The sequence below is a fragment of the Marinicrinis lubricantis genome (assembly GCF_042658665.1).
Classification (GTDB): Bacteria; Bacillota; Bacilli; order Paenibacillales; family KCTC-33676; genus Marinicrinis; species Marinicrinis lubricantis.
Genome location: NZ_JBHSQV010000001.1, coordinates 13,310 through 31,534 on the forward strand (window position 1 = coordinate 13,310; position 18,225 = coordinate 31,534).

The 18,225-nt window shown below is 45.9% G+C and carries 17 protein-coding genes and 1 tRNA gene; 1 reads left to right on the forward strand and 17 read right to left on the reverse strand.

Annotated elements, in window-relative coordinates:
• Positions 1 to 14 precede the first annotated feature (14 nt).
• The 10 genes from ACFPXP_RS00085 to ACFPXP_RS00130 form a co-directional block, all read right to left on the reverse strand.
• The gene (locus ACFPXP_RS00085) at positions 15 to 1,736 is read right to left on the reverse strand and encodes a cache domain-containing sensor histidine kinase (RefSeq protein WP_379891240.1); all 1,722 of its coding nucleotides are present in this window, start codon (positions 1,734 to 1,736) and stop codon (positions 15 to 17) included.
• Between the two features lie 88 nt (positions 1,737 to 1,824).
• Positions 1,825 to 2,676, reverse strand: coding sequence for a carbohydrate ABC transporter permease (locus ACFPXP_RS00090; protein ID WP_379891242.1), 852 nt, complete (start codon positions 2,674 to 2,676; stop codon positions 1,825 to 1,827).
• Positions 2,677 to 2,681: 5 nt separating this feature from the next.
• Complete coding sequence (locus tag ACFPXP_RS00095) at positions 2,682 to 3,629, reverse strand: carbohydrate ABC transporter permease (RefSeq protein ID WP_379891244.1); 948 nt, start codon at positions 3,627 to 3,629, stop codon at positions 2,682 to 2,684.
• A gap of 96 nt (positions 3,630 to 3,725) precedes the next feature.
• Positions 3,726 to 5,084, reverse strand: a complete 1,359-nt coding sequence (locus tag ACFPXP_RS00100; protein WP_379891246.1) for an extracellular solute-binding protein — start codon at positions 5,082 to 5,084, stop codon at positions 3,726 to 3,728.
• Positions 5,085 to 5,486: 402 nt separating this feature from the next.
• Entirely contained in the window at positions 5,487 to 7,145 is a 1,659-nt protein-coding gene (locus ACFPXP_RS00105) for a glycerol-3-phosphate dehydrogenase/oxidase (protein ID WP_379891295.1), read from the reverse strand.
• 244 nt (positions 7,146 to 7,389) lie between these two features.
• Positions 7,390 to 8,043: an NAD(P)-dependent oxidoreductase gene (locus tag ACFPXP_RS00110; protein ID WP_379891297.1), complete on the reverse strand. Its 654-nt coding sequence runs from the start codon at positions 8,041 to 8,043 to the stop codon at positions 7,390 to 7,392.
• Positions 8,044 to 8,381: 338 nt separating this feature from the next.
• Positions 8,382 to 8,469 (reverse strand) — tRNA-Ser (locus ACFPXP_RS00115).
• A gap of 101 nt (positions 8,470 to 8,570) precedes the next feature.
• Positions 8,571 to 8,792: a DUF951 domain-containing protein gene (locus tag ACFPXP_RS00120; protein WP_379891248.1), complete on the reverse strand. Its 222-nt coding sequence runs from the start codon at positions 8,790 to 8,792 to the stop codon at positions 8,571 to 8,573.
• A gap of 23 nt (positions 8,793 to 8,815) precedes the next feature.
• Positions 8,816 to 9,700: a mechanosensitive ion channel family protein gene (locus ACFPXP_RS00125; RefSeq protein ID WP_379891250.1), complete on the reverse strand. Its 885-nt coding sequence runs from the start codon at positions 9,698 to 9,700 to the stop codon at positions 8,816 to 8,818.
• A 33-nt stretch (positions 9,701 to 9,733) separates the two neighbouring features.
• Positions 9,734 to 9,982: a DUF3343 domain-containing protein gene (locus tag ACFPXP_RS00130; RefSeq protein WP_379891252.1), complete on the reverse strand. Its 249-nt coding sequence runs from the start codon at positions 9,980 to 9,982 to the stop codon at positions 9,734 to 9,736.
• A gap of 208 nt (positions 9,983 to 10,190) precedes the next feature.
• Between ACFPXP_RS00130 and yyaC the strand changes: the two genes are divergently transcribed.
• Complete coding sequence (yyaC, locus tag ACFPXP_RS00135; protein WP_379891254.1) at positions 10,191 to 10,844, forward strand: spore protease YyaC; 654 nt, start codon at positions 10,191 to 10,193, stop codon at positions 10,842 to 10,844.
• On the opposite strand, the gene ACFPXP_RS00140 is transcribed toward yyaC, so the two are convergent.
• From ACFPXP_RS00140 to mnmG, 7 genes are all read right to left on the reverse strand, one after another.
• Entirely contained in the window at positions 10,768 to 11,265 is a 498-nt protein-coding gene (locus ACFPXP_RS00140; protein WP_379891256.1) for a DUF4446 family protein, read from the reverse strand. The genes yyaC and ACFPXP_RS00140 overlap by 77 nt on opposite strands.
• A 19-nt stretch (positions 11,266 to 11,284) precedes the next feature.
• On the reverse strand, positions 11,285 to 12,436 hold the full coding sequence (locus ACFPXP_RS00145; RefSeq protein WP_379891258.1) for an aminotransferase class V-fold PLP-dependent enzyme: 1,152 nt from the start codon (positions 12,434 to 12,436) through the stop codon (positions 11,285 to 11,287).
• A 91-nt stretch (positions 12,437 to 12,527) separates the two neighbouring features.
• Complete coding sequence (locus tag ACFPXP_RS00150; protein ID WP_379891260.1) at positions 12,528 to 13,385, reverse strand: ParB/RepB/Spo0J family partition protein; 858 nt, start codon at positions 13,383 to 13,385, stop codon at positions 12,528 to 12,530.
• On the reverse strand, positions 13,378 to 14,139 hold the full coding sequence (locus ACFPXP_RS00155) for a ParA family protein (RefSeq protein WP_379891262.1): 762 nt from the start codon (positions 14,137 to 14,139) through the stop codon (positions 13,378 to 13,380). Before ACFPXP_RS00155 ends, ACFPXP_RS00150 begins: the two co-directional genes overlap by 8 nt.
• A gap of 224 nt (positions 14,140 to 14,363) precedes the next feature.
• Complete coding sequence (gene noc / locus ACFPXP_RS00160; protein WP_379891264.1) at positions 14,364 to 15,200, reverse strand: nucleoid occlusion protein; 837 nt, start codon at positions 15,198 to 15,200, stop codon at positions 14,364 to 14,366.
• Between the two features lie 375 nt (positions 15,201 to 15,575).
• Positions 15,576 to 16,307 carry a 16S rRNA (guanine(527)-N(7))-methyltransferase RsmG gene (gene rsmG, locus ACFPXP_RS00165; RefSeq protein ID WP_379891266.1) on the reverse strand — a complete coding sequence of 244 codons (732 nt, stop codon included), beginning with the start codon at positions 16,305 to 16,307 and terminating at the stop codon, positions 15,576 to 15,578.
• 1 nt (position 16,308) lies between these two features.
• Positions 16,309 to 18,207: a tRNA uridine-5-carboxymethylaminomethyl(34) synthesis enzyme MnmG gene (mnmG, locus tag ACFPXP_RS00170; RefSeq protein ID WP_379891268.1), complete on the reverse strand. Its 1,899-nt coding sequence runs from the start codon at positions 18,205 to 18,207 to the stop codon at positions 16,309 to 16,311.
• Positions 18,208 to 18,225 lie beyond the last annotated feature (18 nt).

Below are 18,225 nucleotides of genomic sequence, written 5' to 3' on the forward strand. Positions count from 1 at the left end.
GCTGCGAAAGAAAATTAAGATACAATCTTTGGAATGCGAATACTGATCGTCGTCCCGAATTCGGGTGCAGAACAGACGACAATGCCGTATGGCGAGCCAAACCGGATCCGTGTTCTTTCATGCACATTTTTCAGACCGACTCCCCCATCCTTGTGTCGCACTTTAGCCGTTGCGTTATCCAGAAAATTCGTTTCCAGCTGCTGAAGCGGCATGCCGGGGCCATTATCCGCAACCAAGATCTGCACATCCTCTCCCGCTTCCTTCACTTCAATGTGTATCATCCCTTTTCCGCCGATCGGCTCAATTCCATGATATAGTGCATTTTCCACAATCGGCTGGACAATCAGCTTTTGCGATAGAAGCGCTTTCATCTCTGGCGGTATCGTAATAGTGTAATCGAATTTATCGCCAAAGCGAAATTTTTGAATGTTCAAGTAATGCTTCACATGCTCCAGCTCCATCGTCAAAGGAATGAGCTCCTGATTCTCACTGATGCTGATGCGAAGCAGCTTGCCTAGAGAAATGACCATCTTGCTAATATCCTTATTATCATGAAGTACAGCCAAGGAGTTGATCGATTCCAGCGAATTATAGATGAAATGGGGATTAATTTGGGAGACGAGCGCCTGCATTTCCGCCTCCTTCTTCTTTCTCTGCTCTTCCTTCACCTGCTCCAGCAATTCTTTAATTTGCATGCTCATCCGGTTGAAGCCTGCTGTCAGCATCGATGCTTCGTCGCGAATCTTCCCTTCGCTCTGTACCTGCATAAAATGACCCTGCTCCACTCTCTTCATCCCGTTGACCGTACGAATCATCGTCCCCACCAGCTTAGCTACGAACAATTCATCGAACAGCAGGGCGGTAAACAGCGATAATAGAATGAGCAACGCGGCCGTATTTCGAATCCATCTCGTCTCCCCTTGAATGACTTCCATCGGTGTCGACGCCACCACATGCCAGCCCTCACGATGAGACGGCAAATGAGTAATCAGGCTCTCCTCTCCGCGAAACGTTTCGACCATGTATTTATCCTTTGTCGGTTCATGAATGAACGGGAACGAGACCTTCTCGCCGATCTGCTGTCCGGACTTGCTGAACAGCACCTGACCCGTCTCGTTGACCAGCAGAATATCTCCCTGATCCAAGGTGGATGCATCCCAAAGCACTTGATCCAATATTTCCGGCTTGACGGTTAGCAGCAGGACACCGATATCCTCCAGCGAATAATAATCCTTCACCGTTCGAATATGAAGCAGCGGCTGGACATCGCCCTGTTCCTGCTCCCCTCCCTCCCCCGGACCTAGCCAAAGCGGCTTTCCTTTCATCTGACGCACCTGTTCCATCCTGTCTTCATTGCGGATGGCGGCATCATACGGATCGGATAATGTGCTGTAGATCACCTGATCCTCAGCAAGCAGCGTAAATGATGTAATTTTAGGATGAATCATAATGAGCTTCACAAGCTCCTGCACCGTCTTTTCCGATAATTCACTGGCCCCGTTTTTGAGCGTACGCTGCAGTACGGGCTGCGTCACCGCCAGATCGGAGATCGCATTAATTTCACTAAAGGCATAAGCTAGCTTGCGGTCTGTCTCCTGCAGAGAGATCCAATAAAAATCACTCGTTTTCTTCTCCATCGAATTCGAGTACAGCCAGTACGATATCATTCCCATAGATGCGACGGGGAGAAGCACCAGCAAAATAAAAGCAAACATAAACTTTTTTCGCAGCTTCATCCATGCTCCCCCTCTTGGCGCGAATACTATGGATACAATTTCTACCTTTTCACCGGATTTCCTTTTTCACCCAAAAACAGAAGCAATTTCAGCTTTTTACGGCTCCGGAGGTCAGCCCGCTGATAAACCAGCGGTTAAATATGAGAAACACGATAATGAGTGGAACGGTTGCGGCAAAAGTTGCTGACATGATCATTCCGTAATCCAAACCATCGCGATTGGAGGATAGCTGCTGCAGCGCAATTTGTATCGTGAAATTAGATTCATTCTTCAGCACGACCAGCGGCCAGAAAAAATCATTCCAGACGTTCATGAACGTTAAGATCCCGAGTGTTGCAAGTGCAGGTGTAATCACCGGAAGCACCATACGCAGGAAGATGCCAAAATATCCGCTTCCATCCACCCTAGCCGCTTCGATCATTTCATCATGCACCGCAGATTCGATATATTGCCGCATCCAGAAGATCCCGAACGCATTCACCATCCCTGGAACGATAATGGCTTTAAAGGAATCAATCCAGCCCAGCTTGGACATGAGGACATAATTGGGCAGTACGCTAAGCTGCTGTGGAACGAGCAGCGTCCCGAGAACGATCAGAAACAGCCACTTCTTGCCTGGAAATTGGAATTTAGCAAATGCAAAGCCGGCCAAGCTGCAGAAGAACAGTACGGAGATCGTCGTGGCAAACGAGACAAAAGCCGAATTACCTAATGCCTCAAAAAATTCTATGCGCTCCAGTACACGATCAAAGTTCTGGAAAAATTGATCTCCCACAGACAGGATCGGCGGGACATGAAAGGCTGCGCTGCGGTCGTTCGTGCTAATGACAAGCATCCAGTAGAACGGAAAGATAGACAGCAATGCCCCGAGCAATAGAACGATATGATAAGTCAGCTTGGAGAAAGCTGATTTTCTTTCACCTGCAGTCGTAGTTTGCATGGGTATCAAGCCCCCTTCGTTCCAGAACCGAGCCGATTAGACAGCCACATGTTCAAGATGGAGAATAGAATCGTAATAAGAAATAAAATAACTGCCGTTGCCGCTGCTGTGCCGAAGAACGAATTGCGGAATGCTTCGCTGTACAAATAAATGACCATCGTAATGCCTTCCTGTCTCGTTGAGCCCGTCCCGGATTGACCGAGAAAGACATACGGCTCGGTAAACAGCTGCAGACTTCCGATCGTCGAAGTCAGCACGGTAAAGAGGACAAACGGCTTTAAGAGCGGCAGTGTTAAATAAAAGAGCCGCTGCCTGCGATTGGCCCCGTCCATCTTCGCCGCTTCATACAAGTCACCGGAGATGCTCTGCATCCCCGCTAAATAAATGATCGTATTGTATCCGATCCATCTCCACAGCACCATGACGGCGATAGCGATTTTGACCCCCCACCATCCGGAATTCCAAGGCACCGCAGAAAAGCCAAGCCATTCAAAAAAATGATTGATCATGCCGTTATTTCCGAAGAACGTGCTGAAAACCAGCGTAACCGCGACGATCGACGTAATATTCGGCATAAAATACAGCATTCGAAAGGCCTGTCTAAACTTTGTAACGGCGGAGTTGAGCAGCACCGCCAGCAGCAGCGCGATGATCAGCTGCGGCACCGTGCCCATCAGGCCGATCAATATCGTATTGTAGAATGACGTCCAGAAGGTTGGATCCTCCAAGATGAACTGATAGTTTTGCAATCCTACATATTCCATAGGTCCAAGAGCGTTCCATTTAAAGAACGATAAATAGATTGTAAAGAAAATCGGATATACCCCAAATATGGCAAATAGGATGAAAAATGGAGAAATGAATAAATATGCGGCGCCGCTGCTTCTTCTCCTCTCCGTCCAGAAAGAGCGTTTCGCCATGACTGCGGAGCTTGCCGCTGGCTGTGGTTTCATTGATTCAAGACCTCCTTGTTCATTGTATTTGCACTGTGATCGCGCAAAAGGTCCGGGCAGCCTTTTACGGTCTGCCCGGATCCTTTCGCAGATCCGTTATCCCCTTTTAGCCAGCTGCTCCGCTTGACGGATTGCTTCCTCCCACTCCTCCTGCGGATCGGCCTGTTTTTCGATGACATTTCGCAGGGCATTCTTGAAGTAAGTGTCCACCGTATCGTGAAGTCCTCCGTAATACATCGGGTTAATACGGGAAGCAGCCTCTGCGAACTGCTCTGCGATAGTCTGATTTCCAAAATACTCATCTTGATATCCGGAAAATTCGGGATCCTCGTACAATTCAGGGATGGATGACATCAATCCGGCAGCTTGGAACGATTTGAGCTGATTTTCTTTACCTGCAAGCCATGTGATGAATTCATAAGCCTCTTCCGGATGGTCTCCTTCCTTCGGTATCGTCAGGAACGAACCTCCCCAGTTTCCAGATCCCTCCGGCAGCTGAGCAATGCGCCATTTTCCTGCTGCATCCGGTGCATTCCCTTTGATCGTTCCAATCATCCATGACGGAGCCAGCATCACGCCAAATCCGCCTTGATTAGTCGCTTCATACCATTCCGGAGACCATAAGACATAGTTGCTGATCCAGCCTTCCTGAATGGCCTGGACCGTATAATCAAACGCCTTCTTCACCTGTGGATTATCTTCCCCGATGAACGAGCCATCCTCCTTGCTGAAATAAATCTCACCGTCGCTTTGATCGCGCACCGCATTGTACAGCAAGTCCGTTAAATCGGTGAATGGAACGCCTGTTTTCTCCGTAAACTGCTTGCCTACCTCCGCGAATTTGTCCCAAGTATTGATCGCTTCCGAGAATGCCTCAGGCTCTGTCGGCAGTCCCGCCTGCTCCATTAAATCTGCCCGATAATAAGCCACTGTAGGGCCAATATCCGTCGGAACTCCAAGCTGGAAGCTGCCATCCTTCGAGCTGGCCTGCAGCCACTTCCATTCCAAATAGTCGCCTTCGATATCTTTAGCCCCTAAATCATACAAATTGTAAAACTTATCCGTTGCTTCAAGGAACTTGTCAACGAATGCAATTTCCAGCATAAAGATGTCCGGCGCTCCTGACCCTGCGGAAAGTGCAGTCAACATATTGTTATGGTGTGCCGTTTGGTCTCCTGTGTTTTGCACCTTCACTTGAATGTCCGGATGCGCCTGATTCCACTCCTCGACCAACGCCTCGTATCCGTTATTGCCTAAAGACCAGAAGGTCAGCTCAGTGGATTCCTTCTCCTCTCCTTGATTACTGCCTCCTTCCATACCGCTTACGGTTTCCGATCCATTCCCGTTATTCCCGCTGTTTCCATTGTTGCTATTGCCGTTGTTGCCGCATGCCGCTGCAAATAAGGCCAGCATCACACACAGCATGGTGATGGTCCAACGCTTTATCTTCTTCATACATACACCCCTCATTTCATTCTTTTTTCTTTTTTAATGTAAAGGAAATAAGAATGTTTTTTGAGGAGGCATTCTTTCGATCTCAGGTTGAAATTTTTTCGCTGCCTAACAGGCAGCAATAAAAAAAAGCCCAACCCTCATCCGAAGATGAACGTTTGGGCTTACATGTATCCCAGCCATTCAGCGATCGCGCCTAATCCGACCCCAATCCAATAAAACAGCACTTTCCGTAAATACACCTTTGTGGGCTTTACGGTAACATTACGCTCATGCCGCTGCAATGACCTCACTTCCTTTCAACCTGACGGAGCTGCTGCTCATAGTATATTCAGCTCAGGTGTCATGGGTGATTGAAATTTTGGGGTAACTGCGGGTGGAGATCCGCCTGTGACATTTCTTCATTTAATTCGCTCTCAATTGATCGATATAGATAAGTTCCCGCTCCAGTTCTTCTATATACGCCTTTTCCTCGGCTTCGGTGTAGCCGAGCTGGCGGCTCATCAAGCGGATCACCGGCATCTTATTCATCCGAACCGTCTCGATGTCAAACAGCAGTGCGCCGCTCCTGCGAATAAAGAAATCAACCGGCTTCACAGCCATCTCATGCGCGATCGCATACATCACTTCAGCAAAAAGCGAGTTAGGCAGCCCGTATTTCGCCGCTGTCTCCTTATGATCCCGGAGCTGCTGAAATACTTGCCTCGCGTTAGAACCGTATTTTCGCGCCAACCTGCAGGCCGATTCCGCATCCAACCCGGCTTGTTCCCCGTCCATAGCCGCTTGCTTTACATATGCCATCCATCCAGCAGATCCCCCGACATCGCCGCCGGAGATCGGCAGCGTTCTCGTCATCGATTCGCGCACTTCCCTTCCTTGGCCTCGCTCCCGCCTGCAGATCAAATCAACAATCGTTTCCGCCATCTTACGGTAACCGGTCAGCTTCCCACCGGCAATCGAAATGAGTCCCGAGGGAGATTCGAAAATCTCATCCTTCCGTGAAATTTCGGAGGGATCTTTTCCTTCCTGATGAATGAGCGGCCGAAGTCCGCTCCATCCTGATTCAATGTCGGCTCTTGTAAGCTCTAAACGAGGAAACATATCATTTGCTGCTCGCAGCAAATACATCACATCGTCATCCGAAATCCGAGGGTCAGACAAATCCCCCTTATAATTCGTATCTGTCGTACCGATATACGTCTTCCCCTCCCGAGGAATGGCGAACACCATTCTCCCATCCGGCGTATCAAAATAGACCGCCTGCCGAAGTGGAAACCGCCTGCCATCGATAACAAGATGCACCCCCTTCGTAAGGTGCAGTGTCTTCCCCTGCTTCGATTGATCCTTCTCGCGCAGCTGATCGACCCAAGGGCCTGCCGCGTTCACGATATAGCGCGCGTGTATGTGATAAGGCTTACCGCTTAACCTATCCCTCACCTGTACGCCAATCAATGTGCCATTGGGGTCATACAGCAATTGTTCAACCTCTGCATAATTGACCGCCCGTGCTCCGCATTCCACAGCTTTCTTGAGCACCTCCAATGTCAAGCGGGCATCATCCGTCCGATATTCGACGTACGATCCTCCGCCAAGCAGGCCTTCTTTCCTCAGCAGCGGCTCCTTCTCAAGCGTTTGCTCTGCGGACAGCATTACCCGCCGCTCCTGCCTCTTTACCCCTGCCAAAAAATCATATAATCTAAGGCCCAGCGAAGCCTGAAATTTCCCAAATGTCCCTCCCCGGTAAAAAGGAAGCAGCATCCTCTCCGGTGTTGTCACGTGCGGTCCATTCTCATATACGATCGCCCGCTCTTTTCCCACTTCTGCTACTACGCCGAACTCTAAATTTTTTAGATATCTCAGCCCTCCATGAATCAGCTTGGTCGAACGGCTAGAGGTTCCCGCGGCGAAGTCCTGCATATCAACCAGCGCAGTCTTAAAGCCTCTTGAAGCGGCGTCAAGCGCAATCCCCGCCCCTGTAATTCCTCCTCCAATGATCAACACGTCATGCTTGTTCTCCTGCATCCACGTTAATGTTTCTGTCCTTCTTCTTCCTGAAAAAGTCATGCTCATCGTTACCCCTCCCCGTCGATTCCATTAGAACAGCTTTGCCCTCAGAAGCTTCCATTCAGCTAAAAAAGCCAACAACATCCCACGCACATCGGATGCAATGACCGCATGCGCAAGTTGTTATCGGCTTCTGTCGTTTCTCCTACCGTTATTTACTTCATATTTATTCCAGTTTATCATGTTCAATGATCTTTTAAAACCATCTTTCCCCTACCGTTCTTTTTAATGAGATACTGCGTGATTACAGCTTGTCTCTTCGTTTATTTGCGATAAAAGGAGAACGATGAACATACGTTTTATCATGTATTTGCCTGACAAGAAATTCAGCAATGTCCCCGCTTGTAATCCTCGTACCCGGCATATCCGTCAAATGTTCCTTTATCACGCCTCCCTTGCTTCCTTCTACTATGAAGGGAAGGCGGACCATCGACCATTCGATCTGCTTGTACTCATTCAATATTCTCCATTCCTGGAGCCTATCCTTTAGCAATTCGCCGTATAAGAGCTGAAATATTTTAGCCCCTATTTTATTGATGAATCCTTTCTGATCCCCTTCTAGCGTTAATGAACCGCCCGTTACGCCAATATACCTCTTGATATGTAGCTCCTGCATCGTTTGAAGAATGCTCTGCGTAAGTCTACTGTAAATCGGCTTGCTTTTTGCCGGCTGACCGAATGTATTGATTACCGTCTCGCACCCTTTCAGCAGCTGTTTTATATCAGTATCTTCGATCGTTCCTCGAATGATTTCGATGCGCGGATCTTTATTTGATAGTTTATCTGGATTCCGTATTAGCATTCGAACCTGATACCCTTTGTCCAGCGCCTCTGCCGCGATATGTCGTCCTGCTCTTCCCGTTCCTCCGATAATGACGATTTTATGTGATGGGTTCATCACGTTCGTTACCTCCAAGTCAGATAAAGCCATATTTTCCAGTTTAGCATACGATGGACTGCCGTGAATATGATTTCCGGGACGAAATAGCGATTTTACATACTTTTAAGAAACGCATTTAGATAATACAATTTGTCAAATATAAACCGATATTGATTCTTCGATTCCTATCCCATCGAAACAATCGAATCATTCGTCGGGCCCAAGGCGCAGCCAGCTTCTCATTAAGGATTTTCACCTTCTGCAGAGCAAGGGCATTATCATGCCATTCAAAAAAAATACTTTGAAACACAAAAAAGCGACCCCTTGTGGAGTCGCTGTACTGATGATATTAGGTACGGAAAGGGTGGGATTCGAACCCACGCACGCCTGATGACGCCTAGCTGATTTCGAGTCAGCCCCCTTGGACCACTTGGGTACCTTTCCTCTTTGTCCTGCTCTTCAACCGAGGGACAATGCCTATTGTACCACATCCAAATCAGCATGTGCAACGTCTATTTTTGCCAAAACAACAATTCGTTTTAAGGTTATTCTGCCTGCTTTTCCGCCTCGATTTGCTCGGCCGTTTTCAATACCTTTTTCAGTTTTTTCTCGAACTGTGATCGAGGCATAAGCACGCTGTGTCCGCAGCCAGTGCATTTAATTCGGATATCCATTCCCATTCGGATGATTTCCATCTCATTCGTTCCGCAAGGGTGCGTTTTTTTCATTTGAACACGATCCCCTAGTGCAAACGACTTTTTTTCCATAGACATCCTTCTCCCTTTCCGCCTTAAGCTGTTTCATTTTCTCTTCTACTGATCATCACCATTTTCGGATACGGAATTTCTACTCCTTTATCCTCTAACGCCTTTTTCAGTTCAGCATTCAGCTTCCTGCCCACCGCAAAATGCGTATTCGGCAAACATTCGACGGTCACGCGGATAATGACTTCAGATGCCCCCAGCGACTGCACACCCAGCACCTCGGGTTCCTTGACGGCGCTGTCTTCTGCAGCACACACTTTAGCAGCTGTTTCCCTGATCGTCTGCATGGCCAGATCCATATCTGCCTCGTATGCGACGCTGACATCAACCACAGCAATCGAATTATGGATCGAGAAATTAGTCACTTCTGTTATCGATCCATTCGGAATAATATGAACCTCACCCGTCCAATTTTTTATTTTCGTAACCCGTAGACCGATCTCCTCTACCGTCCCTTTAAAGTTTCCGACTTGCACCGTGTCTCCTACACCAAACTGATCCTCAAAAATTATAAAGAAACCCGTGATCACATCTTTGACCAAATTCTGCGCGCCAAAGCCGATCGCTAAGCCAAGAACACCTGCTCCCGCTAGCAATGGCATCAGTTCAAATCCGAGTTGGCTGAGCACCAGCATCAAAGCAATAAAATTAACGATATAGCTGATTACGTTATTTATTAGTCTGCCGATCGTTTGCGATCTTCTGGCGCTGAATTTAAGCGGATTCCGCTCTCTCTCCTGCATCATATGGTTTACGGCACGATGACTTACTTTAACGACGATTCTAGCTAATACAAGAATAATGATGATTTTAAACAGTACCGCCCCGAATGTGAGCCACGTTTCCGGATTTGTAAAATAATCGATTACTCGATCTTTAAACTGTTCAAAGCTGCTTTGCTTCTCCAACATCTGTTCATCCCTTCCTTCTCTTTGATTTGCTTTTTAAGATGCCTTGATAGGTTGATAGCCGGATTCCGTATATTTAAAGATGCCTTTTATTTCTACCTTTTCATCGTCTAGAATGGTCTTTACCTTCGCTTCATCCGCTTCATAGAAGCCGATCGACAACGCGCATCCTGCAGTGATCTCTTTGGGTGTCGGCCGAATGTCTATTTCGATGTCCGCATACTCTAACAGCATCTCCGCCCGCAGTGCCTGCTGCGTCGAATCAAATGCGATAATCAGCTCCATATGTATCCTCATCCTTTCAGAGAAAAGGCATCCCTCATTAAAAAAAACCAATTAACTTCTTCCAGCCTGCAGGGTATAAATCTCTTAATTGAACCGTATACTAGTAAAAACTTGGGGCTTCATCATTACGATTGCTGTTGCCCCTGTCTCGACGCCGCAACTCGTCCACACTATTTTACCATGTTTAACGGTCCAGGAGGTTACAAACATGAATTTACCTCTATCTAATAAAAAAAGCAAACAAGCAGCGTGCAAAATTCTCCATACCGATTCTGATTGCCTGAACACGATTATCCAAACGTTGAACGCCCTTTTAAGCCATGTACACCTTGATCGAAACATCGTCATCGTATGTGTAGGTACGGATCGCTCTACGGGTGACTGCTTGGGGCCCATGATCGGCACAAAGCTTAAAGGGTTGCTTAATGGACATACTTCTATTTATGGTACGTTGGATGAACCCGTACATGCCATGAATTTGCGAGAAACTATCGAGCACATTAAACAATCTTACACTCAACCCTTTATTATTGCCATTGACGCTTGTCTTGGACAAGTCAGCAGTATCGGGTGTGTGCAAATCGCAGAAGGAGCTGTAAAACCAGGTGCGGGCGTGAATAAAGAGCTTCCACCTGTTGGGGACATTCACATTACAGGCATCGTCAATGTGGGCGGCTTCATGGAATATTTCGTATTGCAGAACACACGACTCAGTCTCGTCATGAGAATGGCGGATGTCATCGCTGATGGACTCTCCGCCTCAATGAAGCAGCGATACGCCGCTGTTAATCCTTCTTTATCAATGCTTGATGAAGCGCCTCTTTTTCCTCAGGGGACAAGGCATATTCAGACTGGCCGTTGACAACCGGTTTCGCATATACATACGATTCTTCCCTTGTATGAATTCCACTGAGGACGACGCCGCTGCTTTCTTCGTCTACGATCGCCATGGAAAAACTTAAATTATTTCCTTGCTGCGAAAAAGCACTGTAGCGTATGACCGCGGCGTTGCCTTTCATTTTTCTCAATTTCTGATTGATGCGTTCTATTGCTTGATCGTGTTCCTTTAACCGCTCCGAATCGACTTTCAATTGTTCTTGAATGCGTATCAATAATTCCTCTAAGTTTGACGATGGTTCACCGCCCAGCATCTTCATATATAACTTTCTAAGCTTACCCAGCTTTACCCATAGCGTAAGAACGATGATGATAAATAAGATACATAGTGCTGCTGCAACAGCAAGTAAAATCCACTCCGCATTTTGTTCCATCATATGATCCATCTCTTGGCTGCTCCCCCATCTACTTCACGAAATGATGTCTAATCTCTTTCATAGCGTCCACCAACGCTTGTGCATCTTCCTTTGTATTAAAGCATCCGAAACTCGCTCTGACAGCTCCCGTATCCTTCGTCCCTGCCGCTTCGTGCGCGAGTGGCGTACAGTGAAAGCCGGAACGAACGGCGATTTGATAATTCCGATCCAGCATAAAGGCGATTTCAGAGCTCGAGGCTCCATGCATCCGAAAGGTAACAATACCTGTCTTAGCTTCCCCCATTTTCGGGCCAATGATTTGTATTCCATTAATCCCCTGCAGACCATCCATGAGAAACTGTGTTAACATCCATTCCTTCTCATAGATTTTGTCCACCGTTTCTTGCAGCACATAATCGATTCCCGCACCAAGTCCGGCAATACCGGGTGTGTTTTGCGTACCCGCTTCTAAACGATCTGGGCGAATATGTGGCTGGTCGATGTTTTCCGAATCTCCTCCTGTTCCGCCGTAAAGGAGTGGATTCAGTTCAATGTCCGGGTGAATATATAATCCCCCCGTCCCTTGTGGACCGAGCAGCGCTTTATGCCCGGGGAACGCCAGCATATCAATCCCCATCCCCTCCACATCGATAGAGCAGCAGCCAGCAGTTTGAGCTGCGTCCACTAAAAGCCGAATTCCATGTTTTTTTGCGATGGCCGCAATTTTATCTACAGGTAAAATAGTCCCTAATAAATTGGAGCTGTGGCTGCACACGATTAATGTTGTATTTTTCTGTATGACTTTTTCAACATCCTCCAACCGAATTTGACCGGTTGAATCCGTTTGAACATAAGTGATCTGAACTCTTCTGTTTCGTTTTAACATTTCAAGCGGTCTACGTACAGAATTATGTTCGATCCCTGTGCAAAGGACATGATCGCCTTCCCGTACAAAACCTTGAATTGCAATATTGAGCGCCATCGTTGTATTTAATGTGAACGAAATGTCATTCGGATTATGCACTCCAAACAACCTCGCTGCCTTTCTTCTTGTCTCAAATAATATGCGGCTAGCCTGCACAGCCATTTGGTGGCTTCCACGTCCGGGGTTCGCACCGCATTCGTTCATCACTCGCACCATCGCTTCTGTAACACCCGCCGGCTTCGGCCAGGAGGAGGCTGCATTATCCAAATAAATCATGATGATGTTCTCTCCTTACAAATAATAGCACACCTCCTGTTGTATGAAATCTGTCAACGATGAGGCATGCTATTAAGACCAGAATATGAAATTAGGCTTCCATTTGAACCTCGAGCAATTCAAGCAGCCTTTCCAAGTCTTCCTTGGAATAATAGCTGAATTCGATCTTCCCCTTGTCCTTTTGCTGCTTAATTTTTACCGTTGTTTTAAATCTTGTCCGCAATTGATCCTCAGCAAAGTTCAGATATGGGTCTGCCTTTTTCGGCTTCGTCTTCGCAGGCTTTTTCTCGTTCTGCTGCAGCTGTTGAATCGCTTCTTCAAGCTGACGTACGCTCCATCCATCCTGAACCACTTTTCTAGCTAGTTGTACTTTCGCTTGTTTATCATCGACGCCTGCAATGGCACGCGCATGACCCATCGAAATTGTTCCACGTGAAACATAATCCTTCACTTCTTCAGGCAGATGCAGCAATCGCAAAAAATTAGCTACATGCGAACGGGACTTCCCCACTTTGGCCGAAAGTTCTTCTTGTGTTAAAGAAAAGGAATCCATTATTCCTTGATAAGCTTGAGCAATCTCCAGCGCATTCAAATCCTCACGCTGAATGTTCTCGATGAGGGCAATTTCCATGACTTGACGATCGGAAAAATCTCTGACAACCGCAGGTATGGTTGCTAAACCACTTTGTTGAGCAGCACGCCACCTGCGTTCACCGGCTATAATCTCATGCCCTTTCAAAACGGCACGTACGATGATTGGCTGGATAACACCGTGTTCTTTTATAGATTCAGCTAATTCCTTAATCGCTTCTTCATTAAACTGCTTTCGAGGCTGATATGGATTCGCCCTTAATTGACTAAGCGGGATTTCCACTACCTTATCATCAACATTCACATTTAATGACGGGATGAGCGCATCTAAGCCTCTTCCTAAACGCTTGCTATTCACTTAGGATCACTTCCTTCGCTAATTCCAAGTACACTTCCGCCCCTTTAGATTTAGGGTCATACGTAACGATGGACTGACCATGGCTGGGCGCTTCACTCAAACGAACATTTCTCGGGATAATCGTTTGATACACCTTTTGCTGGAAATATTTCTTCACTTCTTCTATCACCTGAATGCCCAAATTCGTTCTGGCATCTAACATGGTCAACAGCACCCCTTCAATTTGAAGTGAAGTGTTGAGATGTTTTTGTACCAATCGAACGGTATTCAGTAATTGACTTAATCCTTCTAGAGCATAATACTCACATTGTATTGGAATAATGACAGAATCAGCAGCCGTTAATGAATTAATGGTAAGAATACCGAGGGATGGTGGACAATCGATTAATATATAATCAAACATGTGCTTCACGAGTTGGAGTGATTTTTTCAGTCTAACTTCACGTGAAATGGTAGGAACTAATTCAATTTCTGCGCCAGCCAATTGTATTGTCGCTGGAATGACCTTCAGGTTATCAATGTTAGTTTCTACGATCGCATCTTTAGGGTGAACATCGTTTATGATAATATCATAAATACAATGGTTCACATCCGCTTTATTTATCCCGATTCCACTTGTTGTATTCCCCTGCGGATCAATGTCGACGAGCAGAACTCTTTTTCCCAAGGTAGCCAATGATGCGCCTAGGTTGACAGAGGTTGTCGTCTTCCCAACTCCACCTTTCTGGTTGGTTATGGCTATGGTTTTACACAAAATGCTCACCCCAAAAAACTTATTTCCTTACAAAATAGCGCACTATAGTATTTTATCAGATGCTAGGAAGCTTTATCAATTAAAACTAACACAGGTCATGCTCCTAAAAACATGGAAAACAATAAACATATGTCCACGAAGGACATTATGCTCATCATTTCAAAAATTTCATAACACCCCCATAAGACAAAAAAGCGGCAATAGTTGCCGCAAAATAACGTGGATCAAGCTTTATTTTTAGGAATTTTTATTGTAATCTCATAATATTCCTCAGTATCCTTCTCGTCCTTTTCCACCTTCATACCCGTTCCCACAATCATATCAACCGATTGACGAATCGTGTTCAAAGCCAATCTAACATCCTTAGAGAAAGAAATTCGTTTTGATTTCGAACTCTGCTTCGCCATTTTTAAGAATTGTATCCTCGCTTCGGTCTGCTTTACATTGAGCTCCTTTGTAATAATATCTTCAAGAACCTTCAACTGTAATTCTTCTTCAGGTAAGGATAGCAAAGCTCTTGCGTGGCGCTCTGTGATTTTGCGTTCCAACAGCGCTTCCTTAACGGGATCACTAAGCTGAAGCAAGCGAATCTTATTCGCAATCGTTGATTGGCTTTTCCCCAGCCGCTGGGCCAAACTTTCCTGCGTTAAGCTATGTAATTCAATTAACTGCTGGTATGCTGCTGCTTCTTCGATGGAGGTCAAATTTTCCCTTTGCAAGTTCTCAATCAGAGCGATTGATGCGGCTTGAGAATCATTAAACTCTCGAATAATCGCTGGAATATGATCCATTCCTAATTTTTTTACCGCTCGATAACGCCGTTCACCAGCAATAATTTCATAATGATTTTGACGAATTCGAACGACAATAGGCTGAATGACACCGTGGGTTTTGATAGTTTGGCAAAGCTCATCAATTTTTTCATCATCAAAAATCGTTCTAGGTTGATAAGGACTAGGTACGATGTCATCGATCGGAAGCTGTCTAACTTCATCCTTCTGCTCCTCTTGCGTTTGTCCTTTCTCTCCAAAACCGAAAATTCTTGAGAACTGTTCTTTCATTTCCCCATACCACCTATCTTCATCCCAATTCAATCTGAATCTAATCTATACGTTTCTTCGCCCCATCCCATTATGGCAAGGTACTTATGTATGTGTTGATCCAACGCACAGTCATTCTCCACTATCCCTCTAGTGTGCTGAAGAATTTCTTTAATTGCGCTTAGAATATGACATGACAATATGATCGCAGAAACGCAAAATTTATTGCTTGAATAAAGCCCCTACATCAGGGGCTTTATTTGAATATCACACGGGTGAATATAATATACTTTTTCTCCGTCGCCTATATAAAATCCTGCTTGCCAATCTATATTATTACGATTTGACGGCTACAGCTGTTTCTTCTTTTCCAGTAATATGTTCCACGTGAAACATTTACTTAGCTGTTAGAGGTTGTTTTAAAGGAAGACCAGGCTTGCGAGGATATTTTCCAGGCGTGCCTTTTACTTTTCGAATCAAAATAATCGATCTTACTGATTTCTCAATTGGAAGTGTAAGAGTGATTGTTCTATCTAACTTGGCACCTAAAACCTTGATACTAAACTCCGCTTCGGATATTTCCTCGTCCGCCTGTGAACCCTTCATCGAGATAAAGGTCCCCCCTTCTCTTACAAAGGGCAAACAAAATTCATTGAGTACGGATAGTCTCGCAACCGCTCGTGCAAAAGCGACGTCATAACGGTCACGAAATGCAATGTTGCGACCATATTCCTCCGCTCTGCCATGAACACATTGAACATCTGTCAGCCGCAGCTCTGAAACAACATGATGGAGAAATTGGATGCGTTTATTCAATGAATCAAGAATCGTCAAGCTAAGCTGAGGAAACATGATCTTCAATGGGATACCTGGAAATCCTGCGCCGGATCCGATATCAATCACTTTCATTTCACCTGTAAAATCCATTTCAAATGCGGGGGTCAGAGAGTCGAAAAAGTGTTTTTCATATACCTCTGCTCTCTCTGTAATCCCCGTCAAGTTCATTTTCTCATTCCACTCTACCAATATCCGATAATAAAGCTCGAACTGTTCCAACTGCTCTGCCGATACATCCAGCCCCTTCTCATGGAGCCATCCAACAAACTGCTGCTGAATCATATCCGTCATGTTACGAACCTTTAGCAGCTAACGTTTTATGATAATTTTCTAGATAAACGAGCAGAATGGAGATATCCGCAGGAGTTACGCCCGAAATGCGTGAAGCTTGACCGATTGAAATCGGTTGGATTTGTTGGAGTTTTTGTCTAGCTTCCATTGCAATCCCATGGATTTGAGTGTAATCCATCCCTTCAGGAATCCGCTTCTTCTCCATCTTCCTCAGACGTTCCACCTGCTGCAGCTGCTTCTCAATGTAGCCCGCATATTTCACTTGGATTTCTACCTGTTCCTTCACTTCCTCGTCCAGCACTTGATCAGGTGGAGACATCTGTTCAATATGCTCATACGTAATTTCTGGCCTTCTGAGCAGCGTAATCAATTCAACGGCATTATTTAATGTAACCGTACCAACCGATTCAAGCAGCTGTTGTACTTCCGGTTCAGGTCTAACTTTCGTTGTTCGTAATCGCTCTATCTCATTTTCAATCGCTTCTTTTTTCTTCAAGAATCGCTGATATCTTTCCTCTGAGATCAGACCGATTTCATATCCGGTTGGTGTCAACCGCAGATCGGCATTGTCATTTCTAAGTAAAAGACGGTATTCCGCCCTTGAGGTCAGTAGTCGATAAGGTTCATTCGTCCCTTTCGTGACTAAGTCGTCTATTAATACACCAATATACCCTTGAGAACGTTCAAGAATGACAGGATCTTTCCCCTGTACTTTACGTGCAGCATTAATCCCCGCCATAATTCCTTGGCCTGCGGCCTCTTCATACCCCGATGTGCCATTGATTTGCCCTGCTGTAAACAAGCCGTCAATACGTTTGGTCTCAAGCGAAGGCTTCAACTGTGTAGGAACCATCGCATCATACTCGATCGCATATCCGGTACGCATCATTTCTACTTTCTCTAAACCGGGAATCGAACGAAGAATGCGCAGCTGCACATCTTCCGGCATACTTGTCGATAATCCTTGTACATAATATTCCGACGTGTTCCGACCTTCTGGCTCTAAGAAAATCTGATGCTTCGGCTTATCTGCGAAGCGAACGATTTTATCCTCTATGGAAGGACAATACCTCGGGCCCGTCCCTTCAATAGCACCAGAAAACATCGGCGCACGATGCAAATTATCATTAATAATTTGGTGTGTTTCCGCTGAAGTATAAGTTAACCAGCAAGGCAGCTGTTCTGCCTTCGGACCTTCCTTCGTTTCGAAAGAGAAAAATCTCGGTTTGTCATCACCTGGTTGAATTTCCGTCTTCGAGAAATCAATCGAATCTTTATGCACTCTTGGCGGCGTTCCTGTTTTGAATCGAACCAGCTCAAATCCGAGCTCTTTCAAATTTTCGGACAGTTTAACGGAGGGCTGCTGATTGTTCGGACCGCTTTCATACATTAATTCACCCATAATTACTTTACCGCGTAAATACGTCCCAGTCGTCAATACGATTGCTTTACCCAAGTATTGTGCTCCGGTCTTCGTGACAACCCCTTTGCACGAGCCATCCTCTACGATGAGCTCTTCAACCATTCCTTGGCGCAGCGTCAGATGCTCTGTCCGTTCAATGGTTTCTTTCATCATGTGTTGATACAAAAACTTGTCCGCCTGAGCACGCAGTGCATGTACAGCAGGCCCTTTGCCCGTATTCAGCATTCGCATCTGAATAAAGGTTTTATCGATATTTTTACCCATTTCTCCGCCTAACGCGTCAATTTCCCGCACAACATGACCTTTGGCCGGACCGCCAATAGACGGATTACAAGGCATGAAAGCCAACATATCCAGATTTATGGTGAGCAGCAATGTTTCACAGCCCATTCGGGCAGCGGCGAGCGCGGCTTCACACCCCGCATGACCCGCGCCGATAACGATGACATCATATTGACCGGCTACATATTGTTCCATCCGAAATACCTCCCAACA

What these genes read in the sequence shown, in the direction of transcription:
- mnmG (WP_379891268.1), bottom strand. Translation starts at nt 18,207, where the DNA reads ATGGAACAATATGTAGCCGGTCAATATGATGTCATCGTTATCGGCGCG.
- ACFPXP_RS00085 (WP_379891240.1), bottom strand. Translation starts at nt 1,736, where the DNA reads ATGAAGCTGCGAAAAAAGTTTATGTTTGCTTTTATTTTGCTGGTGCTT.
- ACFPXP_RS00095 (WP_379891244.1), bottom strand. Translation starts at nt 3,629, where the DNA reads ATGAAACCACAGCCAGCGGCAAGCTCCGCAGTCATGGCGAAACGCTCT.
- ACFPXP_RS00130 (WP_379891252.1), bottom strand. Translation starts at nt 9,982, where the DNA reads ATGGAGCTGATTATCGCATTTGATTCGACGCAGCAGGCACTGCGGGCG.
- ACFPXP_RS00140 (WP_379891256.1), bottom strand. Translation starts at nt 11,265, where the DNA reads ATGGATCATATGATGGAACAAAATGCGGAGTGGATTTTACTTGCTGTT.
- ACFPXP_RS00145 (WP_379891258.1), bottom strand. Translation starts at nt 12,436, where the DNA reads ATGATTTATTTGGATAATGCAGCCTCCTCCTGGCCGAAGCCGGCGGGT.
- ACFPXP_RS00105 (WP_379891295.1), bottom strand. Translation starts at nt 7,145, where the DNA reads ATGACTTTTTCAGGAAGAAGAAGGACAGAAACATTAACGTGGATGCAG.
- rsmG (WP_379891266.1), bottom strand. Translation starts at nt 16,307, where the DNA reads ATGACGGATATGATTCAGCAGCAGTTTGTTGGATGGCTCCATGAGAAG.
- ACFPXP_RS00125 (WP_379891250.1), bottom strand. Translation starts at nt 9,700, where the DNA reads ATGTTGGAGAAGCAAAGCAGCTTTGAACAGTTTAAAGATCGAGTAATC.
- ACFPXP_RS00110 (WP_379891297.1), bottom strand. Translation starts at nt 8,043, where the DNA reads ATGAACCCATCACATAAAATCGTCATTATCGGAGGAACGGGAAGAGCA.
- ACFPXP_RS00090 (WP_379891242.1), bottom strand. Translation starts at nt 2,676, where the DNA reads ATGCAAACTACGACTGCAGGTGAAAGAAAATCAGCTTTCTCCAAGCTG.
- yyaC (WP_379891254.1), top strand. Translation starts at nt 10,191, where the DNA reads ATGAATTTACCTCTATCTAATAAAAAAAGCAAACAAGCAGCGTGCAAA.
- noc (WP_379891264.1), bottom strand. Translation starts at nt 15,200, where the DNA reads ATGAAAGAACAGTTCTCAAGAATTTTCGGTTTTGGAGAGAAAGGACAA.
- ACFPXP_RS00120 (WP_379891248.1), bottom strand. Translation starts at nt 8,792, where the DNA reads ATGGAAAAAAAGTCGTTTGCACTAGGGGATCGTGTTCAAATGAAAAAA.
- ACFPXP_RS00100 (WP_379891246.1), bottom strand. Translation starts at nt 5,084, where the DNA reads ATGAAGAAGATAAAGCGTTGGACCATCACCATGCTGTGTGTGATGCTG.